Origin of the sequence: Streptomyces seoulensis (assembly GCF_004328625.1) — a bacterium.
Taxonomy (GTDB): domain Bacteria; phylum Actinomycetota; class Actinomycetes; order Streptomycetales; family Streptomycetaceae; genus Streptomyces; species Streptomyces seoulensis.
This window is the reverse complement of record NZ_CP032229.1, coordinates 252,547-267,802: the sequence shown is the minus strand read 5'-3', so window position 1 is coordinate 267,802 and position 15,256 is coordinate 252,547. Positions and strand designations below refer to the sequence as shown.

Annotated in this window: 11 protein-coding genes and 1 pseudogene; 6 read left to right on the top strand and 6 right to left on the bottom strand. The window is 70.0% G+C overall.

Annotated elements, in window-relative coordinates; all coding sequences use genetic code 11:
• Nucleotides 1–449 precede the first annotated feature (449 nt).
• Together D0Z67_RS29590 and D0Z67_RS01185 are read left to right on the top strand one after the other, a co-directional pair.
• Nucleotides 450–605: a hypothetical protein gene (locus D0Z67_RS29590; protein ID WP_158713888.1), complete on the top strand. Its 156-nt coding sequence runs from the start codon at nucleotides 450–452 to the stop codon at nucleotides 603–605.
• Between the two features lie 88 nt (nucleotides 606–693).
• A complete protein-coding gene (locus D0Z67_RS01185) occupies nucleotides 694–2,340 on the top strand; it encodes a penicillin-binding transpeptidase domain-containing protein (RefSeq protein WP_031180550.1) in 1,647 nt (548 codons plus the stop codon).
• 190 nt (nucleotides 2,341–2,530) lie between these two features.
• Here the strand turns inward: D0Z67_RS01185 and D0Z67_RS29995 are convergent, their stop codons facing one another.
• The 4 genes and pseudogenes from D0Z67_RS29995 to D0Z67_RS01165 all read right to left on the bottom strand — a co-directional run bounded on the left by D0Z67_RS29995 (nucleotide 2,531) and on the right by D0Z67_RS01165 (nucleotide 5,348).
• Nucleotides 2,531–2,761, bottom strand: a complete 231-nt coding sequence (locus tag D0Z67_RS29995) for a DUF6510 family protein (RefSeq protein ID WP_078873191.1) — start codon at nucleotides 2,759–2,761, stop codon at nucleotides 2,531–2,533.
• Nucleotides 2,762–2,773: 12 nt separating this feature from the next.
• The gene (locus D0Z67_RS01175) at nucleotides 2,774–3,514 is read right to left on the bottom strand and encodes a ferredoxin reductase (protein WP_031180551.1); all 741 of its coding nucleotides are present in this window, start codon (nucleotides 3,512–3,514) and stop codon (nucleotides 2,774–2,776) included.
• A pseudogene (locus D0Z67_RS01170) lies at nucleotides 3,484–4,082 on the bottom strand (sulfite oxidase-like oxidoreductase). The gene D0Z67_RS01175 and the pseudogene D0Z67_RS01170 overlap by 31 nt, the downstream one beginning before the upstream one ends.
• A gap of 276 nt (nucleotides 4,083–4,358) precedes the next feature.
• Nucleotides 4,359–5,348: a helix-turn-helix transcriptional regulator gene (locus tag D0Z67_RS01165; protein ID WP_051887561.1), complete on the bottom strand. Its 990-nt coding sequence runs from the start codon at nucleotides 5,346–5,348 to the stop codon at nucleotides 4,359–4,361.
• A gap of 300 nt (nucleotides 5,349–5,648) precedes the next feature.
• Here D0Z67_RS01165 and D0Z67_RS01160 point away from each other — a divergent pair, with 300 nt between their 5' ends.
• The 4 genes from D0Z67_RS01160 to D0Z67_RS01145 all read left to right on the top strand — a co-directional run bounded on the left by D0Z67_RS01160 (nucleotide 5,649) and on the right by D0Z67_RS01145 (nucleotide 12,285).
• Nucleotides 5,649–7,022, top strand: coding sequence for an ATP-grasp domain-containing protein (locus D0Z67_RS01160; RefSeq protein ID WP_031180553.1), 1,374 nt, complete (start codon nucleotides 5,649–5,651; stop codon nucleotides 7,020–7,022).
• Complete coding sequence (locus tag D0Z67_RS01155) at nucleotides 7,019–9,031, top strand: PEP/pyruvate-binding domain-containing protein (protein ID WP_031180554.1); 2,013 nt, start codon at nucleotides 7,019–7,021, stop codon at nucleotides 9,029–9,031. Before D0Z67_RS01160 ends, D0Z67_RS01155 begins: the two co-directional genes overlap by 4 nt.
• Entirely contained in the window at nucleotides 9,028–10,347 is a 1,320-nt protein-coding gene (locus tag D0Z67_RS01150) for an MFS transporter (RefSeq protein ID WP_051887562.1), read from the top strand. Before D0Z67_RS01155 ends, D0Z67_RS01150 begins: the two co-directional genes overlap by 4 nt.
• A gap of 297 nt (nucleotides 10,348–10,644) precedes the next feature.
• The gene (locus tag D0Z67_RS01145) at nucleotides 10,645–12,285 is read left to right on the top strand and encodes a M4 family metallopeptidase (protein ID WP_031180556.1); all 1,641 of its coding nucleotides are present in this window, start codon (nucleotides 10,645–10,647) and stop codon (nucleotides 12,283–12,285) included.
• Nucleotides 12,286–12,379: 94 nt separating this feature from the next.
• Here the strand turns inward: D0Z67_RS01145 and D0Z67_RS01140 are convergent, their stop codons facing one another.
• Nucleotides 12,380–12,988 (bottom strand): hypothetical protein, encoded by a 609-nt coding sequence (locus D0Z67_RS01140; protein WP_031180557.1) that lies wholly within the window; start codon nucleotides 12,986–12,988, stop codon nucleotides 12,380–12,382.
• Nucleotides 12,989–13,115: 127 nt separating this feature from the next.
• Nucleotides 13,116–15,239, bottom strand: coding sequence for an RICIN domain-containing protein (locus tag D0Z67_RS01135; RefSeq protein ID WP_234312698.1), 2,124 nt, complete (start codon nucleotides 15,237–15,239; stop codon nucleotides 13,116–13,118).
• Between the last annotated feature and the right edge of the window lie 17 nt (nucleotides 15,240–15,256).

Here is a 15,256-nt window from a genome sequence, read left to right as displayed (position 1 = left end):
TGGGTCTGGACGAGTCCGTGTGCCGCTCGGCCGATCTGCCGCAGTTCAGCGACGCACACTCCAGCCTGCTGGGCCGGGGGCGGTGTCTCGCGGATGGTGTCCTGCCAGTGTTGCGGCGTTCCGCGTACCGGAGGACAGTGTTGAGGCCCCTGCCCCGGTGCCGGGCGATCGCCCGGTGTGAGTGGCGTCGGGTCAGGAGCTCGTAAACCAGGACGTGCGGGCCGTCGAAGCAGCCACAGGCGATGTGCGGTTGACGTCGGCATTACGGAAGACGGACGGTCACGGCCTGCCCTTCACGCACGGTCCGGTGCTCTTTCGCAGGCGTTTGCATCCTGGGCTGGCTCTCATGACTCATCACGTCGCCGACGTCGACGGGCGCATCCCTGCCACCGTACAGATGAGTAGGCGTACTCATGCGCCCCACCCGCCTACATGAGGATTCTGGGAGCGTGAATCTTCCCGCAGCGTCGCCTGCCTTCGACGCCACCAGAGGACGCCGCCAGCGCGACCGCGGAGACCTGGCGGCCGACATCGGAGACGGCTGCTATCTGCCGCTGCCTGAACTGATCGCCTTGACCGTGGTCTACGGGCCGCTTTTCCGATGAGCCCGCTGACACCTCATGCACTCGTTCTTCGATAACAGCTGTTTGTAAAACAAACGCGTACCAGCCATTGATTCAAAGGATGTGAGCCATGAACAAGCCCATGAAGGTCACCCTTTCCGGCATGTGCGCCGCGCTTCTCGTATTTGGCGGCATCGGCGTCTACAACATCGTGCACGGGCTGTCGGCCGGTTCCTCGGACTCCGATGGATCGAGACCCCTTGCTGCCGGTGTGTCGAACACTCCGCCTTCAGACGCTGATGCGGCCAGCAGGACCCGTGCGTTCCTCGCCGACTGGTCCGCCCGGCATGTCGACGCCGCGGCGGGGGGCACCGACGTGCCCGATGCGGCCGCGCGAGCACTGCGGGACTACGCGAAGGGTCTGGACCTGGAGAAGGTGTCATTCGGGAACATCGCTCCGGCCGGCCCTTCGGCGGTGACACCGGGTGCCACCAAGGTCACCTTCGACGTCACGGCCCAGGTCAAGGGATGGACGTGGCATTACTCGAGCGCGGTGGCCGTACTGAAGAACACGAACGGCGCACTCGCCATCCACTGGAACAAGTCGGTGCTCTACCCGGGTCTCGGCGAGGACCAGACCCTGTCGGCGGGTGCGGTACCCGCGAGCGACGTCCCGGCGAAGGTGGTCGCGAGCGACGGAAAGACGGACCTGTCCACCTTTCCGTCACTGCGGGACATAGCCACGACAATTAGCAAGAACGCGAAGCCCACCGGAGACAGCGCCGGAACAGGCATCACGGTGCGCGACAGCGACGGCTCGGTCTCCGAAACGGTCAAGGTGTTCTCCAAGGGCCGCTCCGCCGTCGTGAGGACGACCATCGATGCCGGAATTCAGAGCGTTGCCGAGAAGGCGGTCAAGGACGCCAGCCTCCAGAGCAAGCCCGCGGGCACCGTGGCGCTCGACTGGCGCAACGGGCACATCCTGGGGATCGCCTACACGGGTGATGACGGCAACATCGCGATCAACGGCATAAAGTCACCGGGCTCCACCATGAAGATCGTCACCTCGGCCGCCCTGTTCGACCAGGCGGGACTCAACGCGAGCAGTTCGGCACCCTGTGCAGACGCAGTGACGGCCAACAGCCAGACGTTCCACAACGACCCAGGAGTGCGGCCCAATCTCGATGCCTCCCTCCTTCAGGCGTTCGCCGTCTCCTGCAACACCTCTTTCATCAAGGACGGCTTCAACTACCTCGTGCACGACGGAGACGCCTCCGCCCTGCACGACGAGGCGGTGAACGTCTTCGGCATGGGCAACTGGTCGATCGGCGGCGGGGTCGCCACCACCGACCCCAGCATCCCGGCAGACGTGCAGGGAGGCGACCAGGCGGCCCAGTTCATCGGCCAAGGCAAGGTCACGGCCACCCCTCTGTTCATGGCGTCCGTGGCCGCGACCGTCCGTGGCGCCGGCTTCCGGCAGCCGGTCATCCTGGCTGACCAGCGCCAGGTCGCCGCGCCTCGGCCCATCTCCGCCCGCACGGCCGGCTACCTTCAGTCGATGATGCGCACTACGGCCACCAGTGGCACGGCCGCCCCGCGTCTCAGTGGCCTCGCCGGCGTCGGCGCCAAGACGGGCACCGCGGAGGAGGGCGACCACACCAACGGCTGGCTGACCGCCTACAACTCCCACATCGCCGTCGCCGCGCTCGTCGAGGGCGGCAGTTCCGGGGTTGACTCCGCGGGACACGTCGTACGACGGCTGCTGACGGGCAGCTGAGCCGACGGCGGCCTCGGCGCTCGATCTCAGTCGGCGCCAGTGCTGTGACCGCTATGGTTCACCGGGTTGAGAGGGAGGGCCGGGGTGTTCGTCGAGATCGTCTTCGTGGGGCTGCCGACCGATCGTGACGAGGTCGAGGAGGCTCTGGAGGCGGCGTTCCCACACCCAGCCGCAGACGCAGAAGCAGAACCTATCGAAGCACTACTAGGCGCGGGAGCGGGAATGACCGGGAGCCGGCGGATTCGGCACCGGCGGGACCGCAGGCGGAGCGGGCGGGGCTTCCCTCGGCGCCGCAGTGGGCGCAGCGGCGCGTAGCGACGGTGAGGTCGACGGCGAACAGCTCCGACAGCGGACCGGCCAGGGCGTTGCCGTCCAGACGGTGCCGTTTCGGCGACGTGGGCTCTTCCTCTCGCGGCAGCATGGCGACCTCCTGTCAGCCGAAGCGTTCGGTGCGTATCCGCTCGGGCGGGTGACCCAGTCCGACCAGGTACGCGCCGGCCGTCTCGGTGAAAGCGGTGGGGCCGCAGACGTAGACCGTCGGTTCGAAGTCCACCGGCCAGCCGTGCGCGACGAGATGCTCGGGAGTGAGGCGACCGGCAGGCCGGCGCGTCGGTGTCGGGGCGGAGCGGGTGAAGACGCGCCAGACGTCCACTCCGGGCGGCGGCCCGCGCAGCTCGGTGCCGAACAGTTCGTCGGCCGGTGTGCGCAGCGAGTAGACGAGGCGGAACGGAGCACGGCTGTCAGCGGCCGAGCGGGCCCGGATCATGCTCATCAGCGGCACCAGTCCGGAGCCCCCGGCTACGAGGAGTACGGGCTCGCGCTGCTCGGGTCGCCAGACGAACCATCCGCCCACCGGCCCCCGTACCTCCACCAGGTCCCCCGGCCTCACCTCGTCGACCAGGTACGACGAGACCTCGCCGTCCTCCACCCGCTGAACGGTCAGGTCCACCAGGGAGCCGTTTGGGGCGGACGCGATGGAGTAGCTGCGTTGCGTGCTGTAGCCGTCCTCGGCGGTGAGCCGGAGGTCCAGGTGGCTGCCCGCCTCGTGTCCGGGCCAGTCGGAGACGTCCAGAGTGAAGGACACGGCGGTCGCGGACTCGGCGCGCCGGTCGAGCACCTCCGCGGCGGACCAGCGCAGGCGTCCTAGTCTCCGCGGTACCGCTGTTCTCTCCATGGGTCTCCGTAGTTGTGATAGCCGACGCTCTCCCAGAAACCCGGCTCGTCAGCCGGTGTGAGCGTGATCCGGCGAATCCACTTGGCCGACTTCCACAGATAGAGGTGGGGCACCAGCAGCCGGGCCGGACCACCGTGCTCCGCCGCCAGCGGTTCGCCGTCGTAGGTGTGGGCGATCCACGCCTGGCCGTCCAGCAGGTCCGCCAGGGGAAGGTTGGTGGTGTAGCCGCCCCAGCAGTACACGCGGGCATGACCGGCGGCCGTCTCCACGTCCTCCAACAGCACGTCCAGCGAGACTCCGCGCCAACGGGTTCGAACTTGGACCACTTGGTCACGCAATGGATGTCGACGGTGAATTCCTGGGACGGCAGGGCCATGAGGCTCGCCCAGTCCCAGATCCGCCGGCGGCCGTCCTCCGTGACGACCTCCAGCTCCCACCTTTCGAGAGGCACATGCGGTGTGGGGCCGGTCGACAGCACGGGAAAGTCGACGGTCTCGTACTGTCCGGGCGGCAGTCGATCAGTGCGGCCCGACCTGCGCCCGTGGAAGCCGCGCGATACGACCGCCATAGTGATCACGTCCTTGCCGGCCGTCCGACGGCGAGCTTGCGCCTCACCCACCAGCATGGTTGCGGCGGCGGGAGTGCCGCAACCGGGGGAGTTCGCGACCGCCCCCGAGCATGAGCCGACCCCCCGAGCATGAACGACCCGGCCAGGGCGGCGGCGACCGTGCCCGTCGAGGACATCTGGCTCTGTGTGACGGCACGGTCACCGCCCAAGGCGGCCCGCTCCAGCCAGGTCTCCCTGTCATGCCAGGCCGCCCCCCCCGCCCCGGCGAGGCCGCCTCTAGAGGGAGAGGAGGCCCAAGACGTAGGCACGGGCGACAAGCGCCGGTCGCGTCGGTGCTTCGAGTAGCTCGCGCAGGCGGCTCAGGTGGTAGTCCAGGGTCTGACGTGAGAGGCGTAGTTCCGCGGCGATGCCGGTGTTGGTGCGGCCGGCGGCGAGCAGGGTGATGATGCGGAGCTGGGCGGGCGTCAGCGTGGGCTGGGTCCGCTGGCGTCGGCTCAGGCGGGTGGCGACGGCCCACACGCCGGTCACGCCCGAGGCCGGTGTGCCGACGGCGGTCAGCTGGATACGGGCCCGGCGCTGGGCGCCCTCACCGTCGACCAGTACCGCCAGGGCGTGTGCGCTCCTGCGCCGTCCGCTGATCAGGTCTTTCCAGGCCCGGAACAGGTCGGCGTGTCCGCAGGTGCCGGCGAGGAGCGAGTCGGCGCGCATGCCGGCCAGATCGGAGAGCCGGACGCCGAGGACCTCCGCCGCCGTCACGCCGGCCTCACTCACCCGCCCGTCCCGTGTCAGCCTGACGCAGGCCAGTCCGCTGTGGTCCCGCAGTGCGCGTAAGTCCGCCTCGGTGTGGTGCCGTTGGTCCGTCGCCCGGACGTAGTCGGTCACGTCGACGTAGATGCCCGCGACGCAGCGTCCGGTGTCCCAGGTGGCCGGGAAGCGGTAGCCCGCCGCATGGGCGAGGGAACCGTCGGGGCGCCGGTAGGTGAGGGTGTGCCGTACGGATCTGCCGTCGGCCAGCACCTGTTGGTCCATGGCGAGGAAGCGGTCCACGTCAACTGGTTCGTCCACGTCGGACAGATGGCGGCCTATGACCGCGTCCCGGGTCGTCCCGTACAGATGGGCGTAGGCGTGGTTGGCCCATAGGTAACGGCCCGTGCCGTCGCGCATGAACGCGGCTGCCGGGGCGAGTTCGGCGAGGGCGCCGAACGGGTTGTGGTCGGGCGGGCCCGCTGGGTGAACCGGCCACGTGCTGGACTCCGTCTCGGTCACGGCCCAACTCCCTTCAACGCTGAACTGGATGACGTTCGGTGATGCCTCGTGTGTAAGCCGTAGCACCCGGGGGATGGGGGAGCGCCGGTCGTCCGCACTGCCCGCACCGCCTGTCCGCTAGCGCATCACCGAACCTTCACGAGACGCGAACCTCACTTCTGAATAGGGCATTTGCCTGAGCGGCCGACCCGAGGACCCGGGTACGCGGCGGGTTCGGAGTGATTCGCTTGAAAGGAGGCGGACGGCAGGCGTGAGTGCTGTGGGTGCCAAGGGCCGCGAATTCGAAGGAGACGGAACCGCATGAGCCAGGTGCTGTACGTGCATGCCAAGGGCGGCCCCCCGGTGGGCCACGCGCTGGACCGGGTGGCCGCGAGGTCCACGGTGCACCTCCTGCTGTTGAGCGCGCTGCCCGAGGCGCTGGAGGAGGAGGCGGCGCGGCTGTGCGCCTCCGTGGTCGAGCCGTCCGGGGCGGAGCAGCGGGATCTGGTCGAGCTGATCACCGCCAGGGCCCGCGAAGTGGGGGCGGACGCGGTCCTCACCTTCTCCGAGTACGCGGTGGTCGCGGTCGCCGAGGCGTGCCGACGGCTCGGTCTGCGGGGCGCCGGGGCCGCCGCCGGTCTCGCCCGCGACAAGCGGCTGATGCGCGCCGCCTGGGACCGGTGCGGCGTGCCGCAGCCCAGGTTCCGCGCCGTCACGAGCCTAGCCGAGCTGGAGGCCGCGACTCGTGAGTTGTCATGCCCCTTGCTGCTGAAGTCGGCGTGGAGCGCCGGGTCGACCGCGCACCAGATCATCGACAGGCCCGAGCAGGCACGGCAGGCGTGGAACCGCTCGGGGCAGGTGATGGCGGAGTCCGCGCGACTCGGGTTCGCCGAACTGCATGTGCGAGGGGCTTCCGAGGACTTCATCGTCGAGGAGATCGTCACCGGACGGGCCGAGGAGTGGTTCGACGGCCCCGGCTGGGGTGACTACGTGAGCGTCGAAGGCGCCGTCGTCGACGGGGAGTTCAGGCCGGTCTGCCTCACCGGGCGCATGCCGACGGTGCCACCGTTCACCGAACGCGCCGGCATCACGCCGGCCGCCGTCGACGGCGCGGCGCAGGACAGGATCGTGCAGTTGGCGCGGCAGGCCGTGGACGCGCTGGGGCTGGAGAACTGCGGCACGCACACGGAGATCAAACTCGGCTCGGACGGCCGGATGTGGGTCATCGAGACCGCGGCCCGGTTCGGTGGCGCGCTGACCGTGCCGCAGATCGAGGACGTCTTCGGCCTCGATCTCGTCGGGATCTTCACCGACCAGATGCTCGGCCGGCCGGCCGCCTGGCCCACCCGGGCGCTGACCCCCGCCGACGCCGGGCGCGCGGCGGGGTCGCTGGTGGTGCTCGCGGTCAACGGTGACGGCACCCCGTGGGCCCGGCGGGGTCTGTGGGACTCCTTGACGGTGGTCCGCGAGGCGCCGCTCGCCGCCGGCAGCACGCTGTCCGTCGTCCGGGAGAGTTCCCTGCCGGACGGCTCACCGGTCCCGGTCTACGATCCGGCGGCCGGCGCCAACACCATGGCCGGACTGTGTCTGCTGTCGGCCGAACGCCCGCAGGACGTCGTACGAGACTTCACCGCCCTGGTGGACGCGCTGCCGGACATCCTGTCGGCGGAAGCGGCCGAGGAGGTCCGCGCATGACGCTCGCACAGGACGCGGCGCCCGTCCCCGAGGCGGCGGCCGACGGTACCGTCGTCGGGGCCAACCTGTCGCTGCCGCTCTTTCGCACGCTGTCCGGCGTGCTCGCCGGACACCCGTACCTCAAGGTCGTGGTGGACCGGGCCGAGGACACCTGGCACGTGCTGGACACCCGGGTGCACCCCTTCCACGTCGACTACATCGCCGCGCGCATCCTCGGCATGACGCCCGGGCAGCTCGACGCGGAGCTGGACGCCTTCAACGCCTCGGTGTACATGGCGCCGGACCGCCGCTTCCTGCTGGGAGTTCTCTCCCTGCACAGCGACGAGGACGCCGACGGTCCCGAACGCCCCTTCCTCGTCCTGGAGACGACCGAGGCGGACACCATGCACGGGGCCCTGCTCCAGGACTTCTACGACTACGTGCGGCAGCGCGTGGACGGACGCCTCCCGCTGCTCCTCAAGCCCGCGAACCACGGCCAGGAGCACGAGCTCGCCGGTGTGAGCGACGCCCGCCTCCCACGCATCCTGAGCCAGGAACTCTTCGGCAACCGCACCCGGACCTGCCTCAACCCGGGGGCGGCGCGGGGACGGCTCCGGTACTTCCGCAGCCTGCGGGAGTACCGCGCGGACGCCGCCGACCTCGGCTGGTCGGACATCGTCGCCATGGCGGGCCTGCCCGACGACGTGCCCCGGGTGGCGGGCTTCATCAACACCGCCGCCACGACACCGCTCTCGCACACCAATGTGCTGGCCTCGGGCTGGGGCATCCCGAACGCGATCGTCCGCGACCTGGACGCCCTCGTGGAGCGGCACGGCCTGGACGGCGCGTGGGTGGACTACCGCGTGCGGGATGACACCGTCACCCTGGAACGGCTCGACCGCGCACCGGAGTTGGAGCGGCCGGTCTGGGACGCCCAGCGCATCCACATCGAGCCCCCGCTCATCGGGGACGCGCCCATCATGGAACTGCACCGGCTGCGCGCCGACGACCGCGACAGCTACGGCACCAAGGCCGCCAACCTCGGCGAACTGCACCACGTCCTGGACAGCCGGTCGGCCGACCTGACCGCCTTCTACGCTCGCCCGCGCCCGCCACGGCCGGACCTGCTCGCCCACCTCGGGGCACGGCTCGGCGAGCCGGGCGCGCCCCTGGAGCAGCTCCGTTCCGCCGCCCTCGAACGCGTGGCCGGGACGGTGCGAGCCCCTCGGGGTGTCGCGCTGCCGTTCCATCTGCACCACCTCTACCTGACCTCGTCGCCCGCTCTCCAACAGGGCATCGGCAAACTGAAGTTGGCGCTCGAACTCGACGCCGACGAGATGATCGACCCGCTCGCGCTGGACCTCCAGCACCTGATGCGGAGCACCCCGATACCCGACGAGGTGGCGCGCGCCATCACCGGATCGGTCCCTGGCCTGCTGGCCGAAGATCGCCGTCTCGTGGTGCGCTCCTCCTCCAACGCCGAGGATCTTCCGGGGTTCTCGGCAGCCGGCATCTACGACTCGGTGACGACCGTGCGCGGCGAACAGCAGCTCCTGTCCGCCGTCGTCCACGTCTGGGCCTCGCTGCTCTCGCCGCGCAGCGTGCGGATGCGCCACCAGGTCGGCATTCCGCTCGACGACACCTACATGGGGGTGATCGTCCAGGAGTACGCGCCGGCCGGCCTCGGCGGCGTCCTGGTCACCTGCAACCCCACCCGCCGGGAGGACTTCCGCAACGTCTACCTCAACTGCACCGCCGGTTCCCCCGAGCGGGTGGTGGACGGCACGGTGCTGCCGCACCAGTACCTGTACAACACGGTCGAAGGCGGCGGCCGTACGGTCGCCGTCGGATCGTCGGGCACGGACCTGGCGGCGGACACGAGGGCGCAGTTGGCCCGACTGGCCCTGGCGGGGCGGCTGTTGCAGTCCCACTTCAGCGAGGGCGCCCCGGACGACCCCCTGGACATCGAATGGCTCATGACCGACGAGGGGGCGTTCCAGCTGGTCCAGGTACGCCCGTACGCCCGATGAGGCGCCGGGCGTCCACCCCGAGGCGCCGCGCGAGCCGGGAGGATCTGACCCCGGCGGCCCGGCGGATCATCCGCCTCAACAACGGGTTCCAGCTGCTGTTCAACCTGCTGTGGTGGATGCCCGTCTTCTACGCGTACCAGCGGGACGCGGGACTTTCCGACGGCCAGATCTTCGGCATCCAGAGCATCTACTACATCGCCTTCTGCCTCTTCGAGATCCCCACCGGGCTCGTCGCGGACCGCATCGGCGCCCGCAACTGCCTCTGGGCGGGCGCCACGGTCATGACCGCGGCGAACCTGATGCCGGTGTTATCGCCCTCCTACACCGGCTTCCTGCTCCACTTCCTGGCCATCGCCGCCGGCCGCTCCCTGACGTCCGGGGCCGCCAGTGCCTGCCTGTACGACGGGCTGCGAGCCGAAGGGGCGGGCTCCCACTACCTCCGCGCGGAGGGCACCGCGCGCGCTCTGGGGCTGGCCGCCAAGGTGGTGTGCTGGCCGTTCGTCGGACCGCTGATGGCGCTGGCGCCTCAGTCCCCGTACGTGCTGAGCGCCGTGAGCGCGGCGGGCTCGCTCGGGTGCGCCCTCGCGCTGCCACGGACCGCCCGGCGCGAAACGGGGAAGGCGACGGACGGTTCCGGGCGGCGCGGCCCGGCGCTGCTGCGTGACACCGGCGCCGCGCTGCGGACGCTCAGGTCGTCGCCCTGGCTGGCCCTGCTCATGGTCCAGGGCGTCGGTGTTTTCACGCTGTCGCGCATCTGCCAGGTCAACCTCTTCCAGCCGGTGCTGCTGCACCACGGCATCGCCGAGAGCGGCCACGGCACGGTGCTCGCGGCGATGACGGTCGCCGAGGCGATCGCCTCGGCGCGTCCCCAGTGGCTGACATCCCGGCTCTCCCCCACGGCCTGGGTCTCGCTGCTGAGCGTGGCGCTCGCGGCCACCCTGGCGGGCACCACCGTCGGCGGTCCGTGGGCCGTGGCCGGGCTGCTGTGCGTGTTCGCCGGGATCACCGGCTTCTGCTACCCGGTGCAGCGCAAACTCATCAACGACGCGATCCCCGCACACGCGCCGCGCGCCACCCTGCTGTCGGTGGAGAGCATCGTGGACCGAGGGGTGTGTGCCCTGGCCGCGGTGGCCGCGGGCGCCTATCTGGCGGCGGACCGGCTCGACCCGCTGCTGTGGCAGTCGGCCGCCGTCACGTGCGCGCTGGTCCTGGTCCTGCATGTGGCGCTGCGCCGCGCGCACCGGACGCGGCGGGCCCACCGCACTGCGGACGGGGCGGAAACCAGAGGCGCGGGAGCCGCTTCCTCCTCGTTGTAATCGATCTCTTTTCAACAACTTTACGTGACGTCCACAGATGTGACGAGCCGTGAGGCCCGCATGGAGGCCGCGTGGGGCTGTTGTCATTAGTTACCCGGGCGTATGGCGCGAGCAAGGTCATCTGGGGTTGTCTCTGGGCAGCGCCACCAACTGAACGGCTGATCAGGAGAACTGATGAACCGTGGACCCCCGACCGTGCGTTGTCATGCCCCTGCCTTACGGGCGTGACCTCCATGTAGCTCGCACCGGACCGTCTCCGTACGGCCGGTCAAATCCCCCCACGGAAGCGGAGCTCGCATGACCTCCCGCAACACACGTCACCACACCGTCCTCGCGGCGGCCATCGCCACCGCCACCGCGGCCGCCCTGATGGGCACCGCGCTCACGGCCTCGGCCGCCCCCCGGCCCACCGCCGGCTCCGGACGGCCGGCCGCGGCGCCCGTCGCACTGTCGGCCGCCGCCCGCACCGGCCTCCTCCGGACCGCGCGGGCCGGGCTCGCCCGGACCGCCGAGGACATAGGTCTCGGCGCGAAGGAGAAGCTGGTCGTCAAGGACGTCGTCAAGGACGCCGACGGCACCGTCCACACCCGCTACGAGCGCACCTACGAAGGTCTCCCGGTGCTCGGTGGCGACCTGGTCGTACACACCTCGGAGTCCGGCCGGACCGAGGGCGTGACCAGAGCGTCGAAGGCGACGCTGAAGCTCGCGACCCTCACACCCCGCATCGCCGCGACCACGGCGCAGAAGCAGGCGCTGGGCCTCGCGAAGGACAAGGGCTCGGCGAAGGCCACCACCGACCGCGCCCCGCGCAAGGTCGTCTGGGCGGCGGGCGGCAAGCCGGTCCTCGCCTACGAGACCGTGATCGGCGGCTTCCAGGACGACGGCACACCGAGCCGGCTGCACGTCGTCACCGACGCGGCCACGGGGAAGAAGCTCTTCCAGTACCAGAGCATCGAGACCGGCGTCGGGAACACCCTGTACAGCGGCAAGGTCGACCTGGCCACGGCGCACTCGGGCTCGTCGTACACCCTCACCGACGACACCCGGGGCGGCCACAAGACGTACGACCTCGACCACAAGCAGGACGGCACCGGCACCCTGTTCTCCCAGGACAACGACACCTGGGGCGACGGGAAGACCACGAACGCCGCGACCGCGGGCGCGGACGCCGCCTACGGCGCGCAGGCGACGTGGGACTTCTACAAGGACACCTTCGGCCGCAGCGGCATCAAGAACGACGGCAAGGCCGCCTACTCCCGCGTGCACTACGGGAACGCGTATGTGAACGCGTTCTGGGACGACAGCTGCTTCTGCATGACCTACGGCGACGGCACCAACGACAGCGACCCGCTGACCTCGCTCGACGTCGCCGGCCACGAGATGAGCCACGGCGTCACCTCCAACACCGCCGGGCTGGAGTACTCAGGAGAGTCGGGCGGCCTCAACGAGGCCACCAGCGACATCATGGGCACCGGGGTCGAGTTCGCCGCGAACAACAGCGCGGACCCCGGCGACTACCTCATCGGCGAGAAGATCGACATCAACGGCGACGGCAAGCCGCTGCGCTACATGGACAAGCCCAGCAAGGACGGTGGTTCCGCCGACTACTGGACCTCGTCCGTCGGCGGCGAGGACGTGCACTACTCGTCCGGTGTCGCCAACCACTTCTTCTACCTCCTCGCCGAGGGCAGCGGTGCGAAGACCATCGGCGGCGTCGACTACGACTCGCCGACCAAGGACGGCTCCACGGTGACCGGCATCGGCAGGGCAAAGGCCCTCCAGATCTGGTACAAGGCGCTGACCAGCTACTTCACCTCCACCACCGACTACGCCGACGCCCGCAAGGGCACCCTGTCGGCTGCGACGGACCTCTACGGCGCCGACAGCGCCGAGTACAAGGCGGTCGAGGCCGCCTGGACCGGGGTCGACGTGCACTGAGCCGACCCGCTCACGCGCGGGTGAGGGGCGGCACCCGGGACCGAGGTCCCGGGTGCCGCCCCTCACAAGTGCCCCTGGCCGGAGGGGGTCCGGCTCAGATCGTCGGGGTGTCGTCGACGACCGGCTTGTGGATCTCGACGACCGGCTTCCAGCCCGGGGTGAACTCGATGAAGTCCGCACGCGTGGGGTAGGTGTCGATCGCGCGGCGGTCGCGCTTGGGGCTGTCGCCGCCCTTGCGTCCCCGGGGGACCTGCTCCTCGAAGATGTCGACCTTGACGTCGGGGACCTCCTTGAGGCCCTGGCGCCAGATCTGCACGACGTCGGCGCCGAACGCCTGCCGGGCCGCGGCGTAGAGGGCCGAGAGGGCGCCCTTGTCCCCGTTGGGGACGAACAGTGCCAGGTCCAGCACGACACCGGCGGACTGGAGGACCTCGATGGTCTCCGGGCCGGTCTCGTCGGCCACGTAGATCCCGGCCTCGTTCTCGTCGTCCGGAAGGCAGGAGACCTCTTCCTGGAATACGGTCCTCGCCGTTATCGAGCCACCCTCGAAATCCTCACCGGACTTGGTCAGAAAAGCAGGGACATAACAGCCGGGAAGCCTGAGTTCTGCCGTGTCGGCGGAAACGAAGAGCTTGTCCTTCATGCCGAGCTTCGTCACCTCGTCCAGCGAGAGGCGGCGAGCTGCGATCTTCTCCGTGTTCACGATTTCCCTTTCAGGTCCCTCTGTCCCTTGAAGCAAGGACGCTACCACGAAAACCCGAGGTCAACTGCCCAGTGGCTGCTGGGTACATGGGCCCTTGAGGCCCGTACGGAAGGTGGAAACACCGTCCCTACGGGTACGCGGTCGAATAGGTGACATTGTTGGCGGAATTGGACGGTCCTCCTGTGTTGTTGATGACGTGGCTGATGGTCCCGGTGCCGCCCAGCGAGACGGTCACCATGTCGTGGAACCTGACCCCGGAGGTGTTCGGCACCTCGAAGGCCCGGTCCGCGACGACGCCGGGGTCGGTACTGAAGTAGCAGTAGCTGCCCAGCCCCCACGCCTCATGAGCGGTGACGGAGTCGGCGACCTTGTAGGCGGGGTAGCCCTTGCCCGAGCCGTTCGTCCAGGCGGCCTGGTTCGGCGGGTCGTAGGGCATCTCGTTCTGGAAGAAGTACGTTCTGCCGCCGTTGCCGTTCCAGAGCACCTGGGTCTTCTGGAAGTGCTCGACGAACAGGCCGTACGCGGTGACGTCGGCGCCGTTGACGACGAGCCCGGTGTCGGCGGTGTTGGTGGTCCAGCCGACCGTGCCGCCGTTGCCGTGGTCGGCCCGCCAGATCCAGGTGTGGTCGATGACCGTGTCCGGGCTGTTGACGACGAGCGAGGTGGTCGCCTTCCCGACGGTGGCGCCGCCGATGCGGACGAAGAAGTCGGACAGCTGGACGGGGTCGGCGGCATGCCGGGTGGTCGCGCCGTCCGGGCCGATCCGCACGAGCGTCCGGGAGGTGGTGGTGCCCGCGTCGATCAGCAGGCCGGCCAGCTGGATTCCGTCCACGTCGGCGGTGCTGATCGCGGTGATCCCGCCGTCCGGCACGAACGTGGCCAGACCCATGCCGAGGACGACCGTGTCGGGACGCGTGATGTTCAGCGTCTGGTCGAGGTGGTAGACACCGGGGGTGACCAGCAGGTTCTTGCCGGCCGCGAGGGCCGCGTTCAGGTCGGCCGCGGTGGCGCCGGGCTTGACGATGAAGAACTGGTCGAGCGGGAGCGACGTGCCCGCGGGCGTCCTGCCGCTCCAGGTCGTGCCGACCGCGTTCGCGCGCAGCGCGGGCACGAACACCTTGTAGGCGCCGGCCGCGTCGACGTACAGGAAGGGCTTCTCGCGGATCGTGGGGCTGTTCGCGACGTTGGTGTACGTCGGGAAGGACTGGGCGGGCGCGCCCTGGTCGCCGACGAAGACCATGTTCCAGTTGGACCCCGACCAGCTGCCCATCTGGGAGTTGCGGGTGAGGAACTGCTGCTGGGAGCCGGAACGGATCTGCCCGTCGACCTTGGTGTCGGAGATGAAGCCGCCGCTGGACCAGCCGCCGTCGTCGAGCGCGAGGTTGCCGCGTACGTGCATGCGCCGGTACGGGGCGGCCTGCGAGACGGCCCAGCGGTCCGTGCCGCCGGTCGGGTTGACCGAGAGGTTCTCGGCCGAGCGCCAGAAGTTCTGCGTGGCGTTGCCCTGGAACCAGTCGGCCTCCGCGTGCACGGCGCCGTTGATGGTCACGTCGTCGGGGGAGAGGCCGAGCCCGGCGACCTGGGTGTAGAAGCCGACGTTGGCGTCGGCGCTGTAGGTGCCGGGCTTGAACAGCAGGGCCTGGCGGGCCGCGCCGAACTGGTTGGTCTGCTGCTGGGCGAAGACCGAGTTCAGCTTGGACTGGACGGTGGCGGCCGGCATCGAGGGGTCGAACACCGTCACGTTCGGGCCGAAGTCCGGGGTGCCCGGCGGGTTCGTCGTGCCACCGCCCAGCGTGAAGGACTGCGCGGCCGTGCCGTTGCAGGTGTACTGGGCGAGCTGCACGCTGTCGGCGGCGGAGGCGCCGGGGACGTCCAGGCACTTGCCGCTGTTGCGGTTGACGAAGTGGTACGCGCCGTCGGCCTCGGCGACGGGCCGCCACTGCTGGTTGGCGCCGTCGGAGTACGTCCACAGCTGGACGGGGGCCGAGTCGGCGGTGGACACGTCGGTGACGTCCCAGACCTTGGTGGCGTCGAGGCCGCTGCCGACGCGGTAGTAGCCGTCGCTGGTGGCGACGAGCTGCCAGGTCTGGGCCGTGCTGGCGTTGCAGGCGTACTGCTGGACGGCGGTGCCGTCGCCGCTCGCGGCCGCGCGGGCGTCGACGCACTTGCCGCTGCCCTTGTTGATCACGGTGGTGGGACCGGTCGGGATCGCCGCGGCCGCCACGGTCCGCGCGCCCGCCGTCGTCGGCATCGGTGGGGGCGTGGCCG

Bases quoted from the DNA above. Each gene is read 5' to 3' on its own strand.
- D0Z67_RS01185 (WP_031180550.1), top strand. From the start codon at position 694: ATGAACAAGCCCATGAAGGTCACCCTTTCCGGCATGTGCGCCGCGCTT.
- D0Z67_RS29995 (WP_078873191.1), bottom strand. From the start codon at position 2,761: ATGCTGCCGCGAGAGGAAGAGCCCACGTCGCCGAAACGGCACCGTCTG.
- D0Z67_RS01175 (WP_031180551.1), bottom strand. From the start codon at position 3,514: ATGGAGAGAACAGCGGTACCGCGGAGACTAGGACGCCTGCGCTGGTCC.
- D0Z67_RS01160 (WP_031180553.1), top strand. From the start codon at position 5,649: ATGAGCCAGGTGCTGTACGTGCATGCCAAGGGCGGCCCCCCGGTGGGC.
- D0Z67_RS01155 (WP_031180554.1), top strand. From the start codon at position 7,019: ATGACGCTCGCACAGGACGCGGCGCCCGTCCCCGAGGCGGCGGCCGAC.
- D0Z67_RS01150 (WP_051887562.1), top strand. From the start codon at position 9,028: ATGAGGCGCCGGGCGTCCACCCCGAGGCGCCGCGCGAGCCGGGAGGAT.
- D0Z67_RS01145 (WP_031180556.1), top strand. From the start codon at position 10,645: ATGACCTCCCGCAACACACGTCACCACACCGTCCTCGCGGCGGCCATC.
- D0Z67_RS01135 (WP_234312698.1), bottom strand. From the start codon at position 15,239: ATGCCGACGACGGCGGGCGCGCGGACCGTGGCGGCCGCGGCGATCCCG.